At 42.3% G+C, this 11,665-nt stretch carries 14 protein-coding genes and 3 tRNA genes; all 17 read right to left on the bottom strand.

All coding sequences use genetic code 11. From position 1 onward, the window contains the following. Positions 1-14: 14 nt before the first annotated feature. Positions 15-2,033 (bottom strand): NAD-dependent DNA ligase LigA, encoded by a 2,019-nt coding sequence (ligA, locus tag LR957_RS02285; protein WP_232272743.1) that lies wholly within the window; start codon positions 2,031-2,033, stop codon positions 15-17. Beyond that, positions 2,008-3,105, bottom strand: a complete 1,098-nt coding sequence (locus tag LR957_RS02290) for a hypothetical protein (RefSeq protein WP_232272744.1) — start codon at positions 3,103-3,105, stop codon at positions 2,008-2,010. The genes ligA and LR957_RS02290 overlap by 26 nt, the downstream gene beginning before the upstream one ends. Positions 3,106-3,107: 2 nt before the next feature. Continuing rightward, positions 3,108-3,983: a M48 family metallopeptidase gene (locus LR957_RS02295; protein WP_232272745.1), complete on the bottom strand. Its 876-nt coding sequence runs from the start codon at positions 3,981-3,983 to the stop codon at positions 3,108-3,110. Between the two features lie 63 nt (positions 3,984-4,046). Further along, the gene (locus LR957_RS02300; RefSeq protein ID WP_232272746.1) at positions 4,047-4,616 is read right to left on the bottom strand and encodes a LemA family protein; all 570 of its coding nucleotides are present in this window, start codon (positions 4,614-4,616) and stop codon (positions 4,047-4,049) included. A 47-nt stretch (positions 4,617-4,663) separates the two neighbouring features. Then, positions 4,664-4,749 (bottom strand) — tRNA-Leu (locus tag LR957_RS02305). 124 nt (positions 4,750-4,873) lie between these two features. Further along, a tRNA-Cys gene (locus LR957_RS02310) sits at positions 4,874-4,947 on the bottom strand. 68 nt (positions 4,948-5,015) lie between these two features. Next, positions 5,016-5,103 (bottom strand) — tRNA-Leu (locus LR957_RS02315). 24 nt (positions 5,104-5,127) lie between these two features. Then, entirely contained in the window at positions 5,128-6,918 is a 1,791-nt protein-coding gene (locus LR957_RS02320; RefSeq protein WP_232272747.1) for a peptide ABC transporter substrate-binding protein, read from the bottom strand. A 10-nt stretch (positions 6,919-6,928) separates the two neighbouring features. Further along, positions 6,929-7,165: a preprotein translocase subunit SecG gene (gene secG, locus LR957_RS02325; RefSeq protein ID WP_129631344.1), complete on the bottom strand. Its 237-nt coding sequence runs from the start codon at positions 7,163-7,165 to the stop codon at positions 6,929-6,931. Position 7,166: 1 nt separating this feature from the next. Then, positions 7,167-7,541 carry a phage holin family protein gene (locus tag LR957_RS02330; protein ID WP_232272748.1) on the bottom strand — a complete coding sequence of 125 codons (375 nt, stop codon included), beginning with the start codon at positions 7,539-7,541 and terminating at the stop codon, positions 7,167-7,169. A gap of 50 nt (positions 7,542-7,591) precedes the next feature. Beyond that, positions 7,592-9,169, bottom strand: coding sequence for a helix-hairpin-helix domain-containing protein (locus LR957_RS02335; protein ID WP_232272749.1), 1,578 nt, complete (start codon positions 9,167-9,169; stop codon positions 7,592-7,594). A 56-nt stretch (positions 9,170-9,225) separates the two neighbouring features. Then, positions 9,226-9,573, bottom strand: coding sequence for a DUF488 domain-containing protein (locus tag LR957_RS02340; protein WP_232272750.1), 348 nt, complete (start codon positions 9,571-9,573; stop codon positions 9,226-9,228). 66 nt (positions 9,574-9,639) lie between these two features. Next, the gene (locus tag LR957_RS02345; RefSeq protein WP_232272751.1) at positions 9,640-9,777 is read right to left on the bottom strand and encodes a hypothetical protein; all 138 of its coding nucleotides are present in this window, start codon (positions 9,775-9,777) and stop codon (positions 9,640-9,642) included. A gap of 59 nt (positions 9,778-9,836) precedes the next feature. Beyond that, positions 9,837-10,295 (bottom strand): NUDIX hydrolase, encoded by a 459-nt coding sequence (locus LR957_RS02350; protein ID WP_232272752.1) that lies wholly within the window; start codon positions 10,293-10,295, stop codon positions 9,837-9,839. Between the two features lie 41 nt (positions 10,296-10,336). Next, entirely contained in the window at positions 10,337-10,732 is a 396-nt protein-coding gene (locus LR957_RS02355; protein ID WP_232272753.1) for a cupin domain-containing protein, read from the bottom strand. A gap of 17 nt (positions 10,733-10,749) precedes the next feature. Then, positions 10,750-11,079, bottom strand: a complete 330-nt coding sequence (locus LR957_RS02360) for a thioredoxin family protein (RefSeq protein ID WP_232272754.1) — start codon at positions 11,077-11,079, stop codon at positions 10,750-10,752. After that, a complete protein-coding gene (locus LR957_RS02365; protein WP_178142954.1) occupies positions 11,079-11,471 on the bottom strand; it encodes a Fur family transcriptional regulator in 393 nt (130 codons plus the stop codon). Before LR957_RS02365 ends, LR957_RS02360 begins: the two co-directional genes overlap by 1 nt. Positions 11,472-11,665: the final 194 nt, after the last annotated feature.

The following is an 11,665-nucleotide window of genomic DNA, read 5'->3' on the forward strand; positions in this document are numbered from 1 at the left end:
AATTATACATTAATTCATCCCGTGTTTTCTATCATCCTCAACAGCTCTTCTTCGTCAATGATTTTTGTGCCATATTGCTCAGCCTTTTTCAATTTACTAGCACCAACCTTACCGCCAGCCACCAAATATGTCGTGTCTTTAGAAACTGCGGTTTGAAAAACTCCACCGAGATTACGAATTTTATCCGCAGCAGCGTCGCGTCCCATAGACTTCAGAGTGCCCGTGATGACAAAACTTTTTCCACTCAAACCGCCAGCCTTTTTATTAAACTGAGGAATAACTCCCAATTCTGTGAATTTATTGAGCAATTTTACATTATCCTCATCAGCAAACCACGCCACCACAGATTCGGCGACAATTTCACCCACGCCATCAACTTGTCGCAAATCATCAATCGTCGCTTTCGCCAAATTTTCCATACTCTCAAAATGATTCGCCAAATCAATCGCCGTTTGCGCGCCAATATGACGGATTCCTAAACCATATAAAAATCGCTCTAATTCTGGACTTTTTTTATCAGCAATTGCCGAGATTAACTTTTGCGCAGAAACATCAGCAAACCGATCCAGCTTCAACAAATCGTCCTTAGTGAGTGTGAAAATATCCGCCAAATCACCGACCAAACCGTTGTCAATTAGAATTCCCACATTCTTTTCGCCAAGCGTATCAATATCAAGCGCACCCTTAGACGCAAAATGCGCCAAAGCTCGTTTCAAAATTAGTGAACCACTAGAGCCCTTAACTCGATAAACAGCCTCGCCTTCCGGTCGCACAAATTCCAACTCCGGATATTGCCGTTTTAATTCTGCTTCATAATCAATTGGCTCAGAATTTGCAGGTCGCAATTCCTTCAAAACATTCTCAACTTGCGGAATAATATCGCCAGCTTTAAAAATCACCACAGTGTCGCCTCGTCGAATATCCAAACGCTCAATTTCATCAGCGTTATGCAAACTGGCGTGCTGCACCGTAGTTCCCGCCACTACTACTGGATCGAACACAGCCACCGGAGTCGCCGCGCCAGTTCGCCCAATGGAAATAACTATATCTCGAACAATCGTCGTAGCTTCTTCGGCTGCGTATTTATAGGCCACCGCTCCACGCGGATTTTTGCCAACCATTCCAAGATTATCATAAATCTCTCGATCGTTAATCTTAATAACCAGCCCGTCCGTATTAAACGGCAAGTCATGACGCTTATCGCTCCACTCGTTAACAAATTTCATCACGTCGGACAAATTGTCAAAAACGCTAGCCTGCTGATTACAAGAAATCCCCAGCGCCGTCAAAGCTTCATAGGCAAAACTATTCGTCGGAACTTCCGAACTATCATCGCGAATCACGTCATAGCCACGAAAATGCAATGGTCGCGCCGCCACAAGCGCAGGATCTAATTGACGAATTGTTCCCGCAGCCAAATTGCGCGGATTAGCAAATGTAGGCAACCCCAAAAACTCCTGCTTTTTGTTCAATTCTTCAAAGTCCCGTTTCAGCATGACAATTTCGCCACGAATCTCTGTCCGACCATGCAAAAAATTCTCAAAACCAGCCGACTCATGCAGTCGAAGCGGCACATTCTTAATAGTCCGAACATTATTCGTTACATCTTCGCCAACAAAACTATCGCCACGCGTCACAGCTTGTGACAATACGCCGTCGATATAAATCAACGCACACGCCAATCCGTCCATTTTTATATCCGTAAAAAATTCATGTCGCTGACCCAGTATCAACTTATCAGTTCGCTCAATCCACGCCTCAACTTCACTTTTATCGAAAACGTCATTCAAACTAACCATTCGGCGCACGTGCTTTACTTTTTGAAAACCGTCGAGCAGCTTATTTCCAACTCGCTGCGTAGGACTATCGACAGTAATCAGCTCTGGGTGATCCGATTCAATTTTCTTCAGCTCATCCATCAGGCTGTCGTAAACCGCATCGCTCACGCTCGGTTTGTCCAAGGTGTAGTATTCGTAGCTATAACGATTTAACAGGTCTTTGATTTCGTCAATTCTTGGTTTTTTTGGTGTCACTTTCAACCACCTTTCTGTAGAACAAATAGACATATACAGAAATCATAATTATCGTTACGTAAAGTAAAATCAAGCCAGTTGTTGGGACAATTGGTAGCCAATCAATACCACTAATCCAACCCTTCAGCGCGCCATCAAGCAGAATTACCGGAATCAGAACAACAGCCCACAAAAGCACGGACAGAACAACAGCCCACGCAAATCTCAGTAAAATCCTTAGTCTTCGACCCGTCACAATATCGCCCGACAAACGCAACGCGTGAAACGGATACATCCCCGGCAATGTTACGATGATCATCGCAAAAACCGTAGAAGTCGCCCAATAGACGGACATCGCCACTATCAGAATCGCCGCACCGCCAGCCGCCATCAGAATCGGTGTTTGATTTAACACTCCCGAAGCATTAAGCGCACTATAAATAATCACTGCCACTGCCGCCGGCACCATTTGAATTAGGAAAACTCCGATGACAATTATTAGCGCAATTATGGGCGATCCAGAGCTATACAAACCGTCGCGCATTTTTGGTTTTTTACCAATTAAAATAGCTCGCGTCAGCCAAACAGACGACAACCAAGTGAGCAGCCCCAGAAAAATTCCCGCCGCTTGCTGCACATTTCCACCAGCCGTTCCACTACCGGAAATATAACTAACCGCAACGCCAGAGAATAGGCTAATTGTTGTATAAATTCCGCCGAATCCATTCGACTCAGCCTGATTCATCACGCCTTTAAGTTGTTGGTATGTATCTTGCGACATGACGCTGGCTAAGGCAAACGTCAATATCGACATAACGATAATTAACGCCAAAAAAGTTTTCTTATTGCGCCACACTAGACGGCAAGTTTCGCTAGTCAGCGACCAATATCCTGGAATTTTAAGATCTCGTTGGTAATCTCGTCGCTTAGTTAGCCGAAAACTACGATGAGGTCGGCGCTGCAGAAAATTACGCCGCCGCTGATTTAATTTACTAAAGTCACGCTTAATACCGGGCCATACACCTTTTTTATGATCAGCCTTTGACTTCTTAGAGTTCTTGATTACTCGTTTTTTGGAGGTTTTCGTTGCCATGATTACATCTTTGTTGCGTTATTTCTCAACCTTGCAATTCTATCTTCCAGTGGTGGATGAGTGCTAAATAGTTTCGAGAAAAATCCGGGCCTCAAAGGATTATTCATAAACAAATTGGCAGTAGAAGAACTTTGTTTTTGCATTGGTCTACCGTATTGGCGCAATTTCTCCAGCGCGCTTGCTAACCCTTCAGTGTCTCGCGTCAATAGCACCCCTGAAGCATCCGCCAGATATTCACGCTGCCTACTGACTGCCAACTGGGTTATTGTCGCCAAAAGCGGCGCCAATATAACCACGATCAACCCGAGAGCATAAACAATAGGATTGACGTCCCTATCACGGTCGTCACTATAAAACATTATTCTAAGTGCCAAATCTGCAAATAGACCAATCGCACTAACCAGACCAAAAGCAATCATACTCACGCGGATGTCGTAATTTCGCACATGGCTCATTTCATGCGCCATAACTGCCTCCAGCTCACGCTTGTCCATAATGTCTAAAAGCCCAGTAGTTGCGCCAACGATGGCATGATTCGGGTCGCGACCAGTCGCAAAAGCGTTTGGAGCTGGATCATCGATAATATAGACTTTCGGCATCGGCATGCCAGAAGCGATAGACAAATTTTCCACCACTCGCCAAAGTTCAGGAGCGTCATTTTTACTAATTTCCTGAGCGCCAGTCATCATCATAGCCAACTTGCCAGCTATGAAATACTGCAGCCAAGCATATAACATTGCACATATAAAAATAATGAGCGCCAATGAATAGCTATCAGTTGCCGCACCAATAAATAAACCAATAATTCCAATAATTATTACAAACACAGACATAATTACTATTGTGTTGCGTTTGTTTTGAGAAACTGCATTGTACATATGTTAATTATACCAAAAATCGCCCGCTAAAAATAGGCGAGCGATTTTCATTTCAGGATTCAATTAGAACTTTACTTCAACTGGATTTTCGACACTTGCACGATCCTCAACATCGAAGAATTCCTTAGCCTGGAAGCCAAACATTCCTGCGATTATATTTGTTGGGAAAGTCTGGATCTTCGTATTCAGGTCGCGAACGCCACCGTTGTAGAATCGGCGAGCTGCTTGGATTTTATCCTCAGTGTCAACCAATTCTTGTTGCAATTGCAAGAAATTTTCATTAGCCTTCAATTCTGGATAAGCCTCAGACACAGCAAACAAGCTCTTCAATGCACCCTCTAAGGCATTTTCAGCCTTAGCGGTTTCAGCCACGCTGCCGGCATTCATAATTGCTGAACGAGCTTCTGCAACCTTCTCAAACACTTCTTTTTCATGTGTAGCGTAGCCTTTTACTGAATTGACCAAATTTGGAATCAAATCAGTTCGGCGCTTTAGCTGAACAGTAATGTCGCTCCATGCCTCTTCTACGCGGTTGCGCAACACAACTAAACCATTGTACGCACCGATTACAACTCCTACGAGTACTAATAAAACTACCACTGTAACAATAAGTACAATTACCAATGGACTCATTTCTTACCTTGTCCCTTTCCTATTCAATATTATTTTATTTACAACTTTGGTGCGCAAGGCGGGAATCGAACCCGCACGACTTTTGGTCAAGGGATTTTAAGTCCCTCGCGTCTACCAATTCCGCCACTCGCGCTTATTTATATACAATCCAGACACCTACGCGCCAGACTGTTTATATTATACTATATTCGCCAAGTAAATTGTACAATTTCGCAAAATAAAAAATAGCCCAATGCTCAGGACTATTTATCAAAAATTGGAGGCACGTACGAGAGTCGAACTCGTCTAAAAGGTTTTGCAGACCTCTGCGTAACCGCTCCGCCAACGCGCCACCGCCTTTATTATATCAGATTTTGCAAAACATATCACAAACAGATCGTCTAATAGCTGCAATATGTTTGGTGCGAGCGAGAAGACTTGAACTTCCACGAGCGCAATGCTCACTAGCCCCTCAAGCTAGCGCGTCTACCAATTCCGCCACGCCCGCATAGCCACTTATCATTATACCTGATTACGGGGTTTTGTAAACGGACTTTTTCTCTGTCGCCCAATATTGAACATCTACATAACGATCGACAGGATTAACAACTTCAGTATTTACACCTAGGGCTTTAACGTTTCGAGTATGAATATAGTCAAATTTCGGCTGATACAAGGCAATCGCTGGGGCGTCCGCTTGCCAAATGGCAGTGAACTTCGCATAACGATCAGCGCGTTGCTTTGCCGAGATTTTAGATCGACCGCTCGCCAAGGCATCATCAGCTATAGCATTATTATAATTGGAGAAATTCAAGCCATTATTAGTTGCCTGCGAAGAGTGCCAATAGGCGTAAACATCAGGGTCACCACCTAACGAAAGTTCGTAAACCAAAACATCAAAGTTACGGGGCTGTAAAACCGTCTGAAGAATATTTTGAGTGGCATCACTTGGATCGACAACCTTAATATCCGATTCTATATTCAGTTCATCATGCCAAACTTGAGCCAAATACCTGGCAACCTTTTCGTAATTACTATTCTTCAAAACGACCACGTTGAGTCTTAACTTATCATTCCCCTTCTGACGAACATTATTTACACTCTTCCAGCCCTCAGCCTCGAGTAGAGATTTCGCTTTTTTAATATCATAGCTAGAAGAATTTGGACTTTTTCCTAGGAATTTGTTAAGCGTTGGGCCAGATAATTCTTCCGTAGACAATGACAAAGATTGGCGTAATTTGGACGTATCAACACTGAGCGACAAAGCTTGACGAACCACTTTCGATCGTAAGAACTGACTATTGTTATTAAATAATGCGTAAACTCCGTTATTCAAAGAATGTGATTCTGCTGAATACATAGATTTTATCTCGGCGGATTGATCGTTGTAAATCAATTCTGGAGTTCCTGTAATTTCTCGCGTACGCAAACTTTTCGCAATATCATCCTGCGTCGAATAGGCATACAGTTGGAATCTGTCTAGCTTGGGAGCGCCTCCATGATAATCACTATTTGATTGTAGATATAGTATCTTTTTACTACCATCACTAGTTACATTCTGTAGCAATCTAAAGGCGAATGGACCGCTAGATATAGGCGATTTATTAAAATCATGTTCACGTAAATTCGACGGTCTAACGTCTTTTAATATATGCTTAGGGATAATCGGGAATGTCAAAGCATGGACAAACGGCGAATATGATGACGGCAAGATGAACTTCACTGAATCGTCAGACGCCTTCTCGAATTTTATAGATTTCCAGCCAGATATCTCAGCTCCAACTTCTGGATTCGCTAATAGTTTCAATGTAAAAATTACATCATCCGCCGTTAAATCTTGTCCGTCCGACCACTTCAAGCCCTTCTTCAACTTAACTGTATATTCAGTTTCTTTATCGTTCACACTGACGCTATCCGCCATGTCAGCCTTTATATTGCCCGTTGAGTCATATCGATACAAACTTGAGAATAGCAATTTCGCGGCGGATTTTTCAGCATTGGTTTTTGCGAAAATCGGATTTAAGTTTTCCAAAGGACCCAGCACACCCTCAGAATATGATCCGCCAGAAGTGTACGCCATTGTCGTGAAAGAATTGCGAGAAATATGCCACTGCACAGCACTAGCGCCAATCATCACTAACACTAGAATAATCCATACAGAAACTCGACGTCGCACATTAGACAAACGATCTAACCTGGATGTCACGAATTTATGCGCATGGCGCAAGCTTCCCTTTTCAATCTTGCGCAGACGCTTATTGACATCTTTGCTGGAAACTTTTAGCCGCGCAAAACGATTCCATGACGAATTATCCGATCTCAAATCTATTCTCCTATTTTTGCAATCCCGGCAAAATCATACTTGCCAAAATCGATAGCACAAAAATCACCGCAAAAACAATAGTTACGTCAAACAAGTTTTTATCAAATCCGCGGCGAGTAGTGAATAATTCCCCAGATGAGCCAAACCCTGCCCCCAAGCTTGCACCTCGCTGCTGTAACAAAATTGCGATAATCATTAGTACAGCAGACCCCAGTGTCACGTACGGTAAAATTGTATCAATTGACATACTACTCCTTTTCTTCTCGCTGCAAAACCAGCGCACTACTTATAATATAGTTTACCAAACTCAATATAATCCCGGCAATAATTGAATGCGAAAAAGTCATAGAAATTCCTGGTGCCAAGGCTAATGAAATATAAACCATAAAACCATTTACAATTAGAGTAAACAGCCCCAATGTCAATAGAATTGCTGGTAGAGCTAGAATTGTAACGATTGGCTTCAATACACTATTCACTACCGAAAATATCAACCCCGCCACCATAAACGTCCACGCAGAAGTTGCACCCGGAGTTTCATTTCCAAGTAGCCGCACCGCAACCCAAATACCTACCGAGTTAAGAATCAGCCGAATCAAAAACGTTGCAAATTGTCTTTTCATTAGTCTTATTATATATAATTTATGCTTTATTGTCGATTTGTCGCCTAAACTTAAGATAATCGTTTAATCAAATCTGCCTTTTTCGCACCAACTTCCGCCTGTAATTCCACATAATCTGCCTCAATAATTTTTTTCACACTGCCAAATTTCCTCAACAATTTCGCGCGTGTCTTTGGGCCAATCCCCGGAATTTTTTCCAGTTGGTTTTTCGTCTGATTTTGACGCTTCAGCGCCGTATGATAGCTCACAGCAAATCGGTGCGACTCGTCACGAATCCGCTGGAAAAGTTTAACAATATCTGTCGTCGCAATAGAACTTTTTGTAAAATTGTCCCGACTGGAGCCGTCATCAATAGCAGAGCCTCGTAGATTCTTTGAATGAGATCCGGCGTTGCGCTGAGTAGGATGCAAATTTACCACATACACATCATTGTCTTCGTGAATAGAGACATCCTGATGAATAGATTTTTGCAACTCTTCAATGCGCGCTACGTCAATTTGTGAGCCAGTTTTATGAATAATAATTTCTTCCTCGCGCTTAGCGATGCTAATAATCGGCAATTTTATTCCGCGCTCATCCCTCGCCTTAATCGCCGCCGAAAGTTGACCCTTTCCGCCGTCAATCAACAACAGATCCGGACGACCCCAGCTTTTGATATTTCGCTCGCCAAGTCGTCTAAAAATCACCTCATACATATTTCCAGTATCGTCGTTTTTTTCACCCACCTTAAATTTGCGATATTCCGCACGATCGCTTGCACCATTCGTAAAAACTACCATACTCGCCACGACTTGACGTCCGTTCATATGCGAAATATCATAACCCTCAATTCGCACTGGAATATTTCTCAAGCCAAGTAGTTTTGCTAAATCAGCCAGAGCCTTGTCTTTTGAAATATCCAAAAATTCCTTATCGCCAAACATAACGCGTCGCTGAAGCTCCTGCATGGCATGCAACTTATTTCTCAGGCTTGCCGCCCGCTCAAAATCATGGAGCCCCGCAGCCGTTTTCATATCACGTTCCAACTCCACAGCAATAGCCTTGCGATTTCCCTTAATATAACTTATCAATTTACGCAAACCAGCTTTATACGCGTCCGAACCATCACTTATCTTCGGACTTAAACCCAAATCCTCATCCAACTTTGATTGACCAGGTCGTCTTTGGCGAGTGAGATACGGAAAAATTCGCCTCAAATAGCGCAATGCCTTTTTCAACGCAAAACCATTGTAAAATGGACCAAAATAATCTGCGCCATCATCGGCAGGATTCCGCGTAAAACTGACCGTCGGCCAATCACTTTTCATATCAATCCGAACATACATCTGAGACTTATCGTCGCGCAACAGAACGTTGTATCGCGGCATATAACGCTTGATCATCTCACTTTCCAAAAATAGCGCATCAACCTCACTCTCAGTTTCAATCCAATCAGTATCAAAAATCTCCGCCACCAGCGCCATAGTTTTATTATCTCGCCCGCGCGAATCTTGAAAATACTGACGTACACGATTCTTAAGAACCGCTGCCTTACCAACATAAATTACCTCGCCGCTCGCCGACTTATGAAAATAAACACCGGGCGTTCGCGGCAAAGTTTTTAGCTTGGCTTGCAATGCTTGATTCATTAAATATATTACAATCTAAACACGGCAATTATGCAAGTATTCTTTTAACGATTGACCTAATCTTCCAACCACTTTTTGAGAACTATCGCCTGATTATGTTCCGTATCTTTGGCGCCATATAACAGCGTAACTGCAGATTGTTCGTTCCAATTATTCTTTGCTTCGGCAGCCGCAGGATTATTATCTAGCTCCTTCATATAACGGCGAGAAAATTCCAGGAATTTTTCTGTATCATGGTTAAACCATTTACGTAATTCATCGGTCGGGGCAATTTCTTTATTCCACTCGTCCAATGCAGCTCGTTCTTTGCTAATTCCGCGTGGCCACAATCGATCGACCAACACACGATAACTATCGTCTGATGCAGTCGACTCATAAATCCGTTCAATTTTATACTTTGTCATAATTTCATATAACTACAAATCATTGATCAGATCAATAAAAAGCGAAAGCTAACCATTCTTCAATATTTAATCGACGCTACGTAAATATTCCTCCAAAAGCTCACTCCAGTCAGACGCATTCTTTTCGTGAAAATAGGCGCTAAGAAAATCAACCATAATTTGATGACAACCTTCTGCTTCTATTCGCCCCAGCTCAGTCAACATCAAACCTTTTCAACTTTAGCAGTTTCTCAAAGAAATGATTAATAAAGCAGAGTCGCCTACTAACGCTTATTAACATACAAAGCGTAATATTCTTCAGGAAGATAATTCATATTAAGCCACCGGGCTTCCATCATTTCAAAGTTACATCTTATGTCATAGTCAGACGCATGCGCCACAAAAACTCGAACTGAAAATTTGGCATATGATTCATGAGAATTAGCTTTTCCGAGATATCGCAGATTATGTATATTTAATCCAATTTCTTCCAAGGTTTCTCTAACGGCAGCCTGTTCATAACTCTCATTATGCTTCACCCCGCCTCCCGGTAGAGCCCACTTTTGGCGGCTAAAACGACCTCTAACTAACAAAATCTTACCATCATCACGATAAACAATCACTCGTACGCGGTCCTTCTGCGGTACAATCATAAAAACTAGCGATATGACGCATGCAGTTCCACGAAAAATTGCCCGCACGAATGAACTAAACATCTCGCCGACTATTGATCTGCATGCCATAAAAATCGCTAATTTAGTAAGTTTTCTCTTTTGATAGTAGCCTATTCTGTAGTTACACCATCAAAATCTTCTTCGTTAGCCTCTGCTTCTTCACGCGTTGCCCGAACAATTCCATCTTTATGATGCGCTGGACTATAAATAGTATAAAGCTTAAGTGGCTCCTCGCCGATATTTATCACATTATGCTCAGCTCCCGCCGGCACAATAATCGCACTACCGTCAGAAACGTCATATTCATTACTATCAATCAAAACCTTACCTTTGCCAGACTCAAATCGGAAAAATTGATCATTCTCCTCGTGAATCTCCGAACCAATTTCCTCGCCAACGGGCAGGCTCATCAACACCAATTGACAATGCTTCGCAGTATATAGAACTTGACGAAAATTATCATTTTCTAACGTAAGTTTTTCGATATTTCCACTAAAACCCTTCATAAATCCCCCTTCTATTTTTATTTCGCAGCTTTTTCCAAAGCGTCAATCAACGTCTGCTTCGGCTTCATGCCAATCATTTCAGCAACTTTCTCGCCGCCAACAAAAATCTTCATGTTTGGAATTCCCTGCACGCGGTATTCCATAGCCAATTGCGCATTTTCCTGACTTGCTTCAGTGTCAACCTTAACAATATCAAACTCTGTTTCTTCAGCAATTTGATGCAAAAGCGGCGCCATTGCACGACATGGCGGACACCACGGCGCCCAAAAATCAACTAGTACAGGACCGTCGCTTTTTAGTACCTTATCTTCGAATTCTTGCTTCGTTGTAATTTCATATAAAGCCATTATTTCCTCCTTTTCTGGCATTTTTTACAAACTCCCGTCACAACCAACGGGCCGTCAATATAACAATCGCTAATTTCATGCGCAATCTGCTTTCTCATCTCATCGGCAATTTTAATATCCATCAGACCATCACAATCGCTACACACAAAATGATCATGATCGTCCTTACGAATATCATATCGCAAGCAACCCTTTTTGGTCGATGGCGCCAAACCAATCATCCCGTCGCCACACAAGCGCTGAGTTATTCGATGCACAGTCGTATCGCTGACTTCAGGATGAATGTTCCGCAATTCCTGAGCAATTTCCGCATTCGTCGCATGATGCTTACTCTTTAAAATCGCCATCACGTCATTCGTGTATTTTGTTGATCGCCTAACAATTTGCGTCATGTTACTATTGTAAAGTATTTACAATAAATAAACAAGGCCTTTGCTCCACAAATTGACTTATATCTATATATTCCATATAATAGTCAAAGTCTATGAACTCCCGATGGCGAGTTCCTCTAATATACATTTTTGAATAATTAAGAACGCTCAGTTTTCTGCGCAGTTTATAAATATTAATTTATCATTGAAAGGAA

The sequence above is a fragment of the Candidatus Nanosynbacter sp. HMT-352 genome, from assembly GCF_021222645.1.
Lineage (GTDB): Bacteria > Patescibacteriota > Saccharimonadia > Saccharimonadales > Saccharimonadaceae > Nanosynbacter.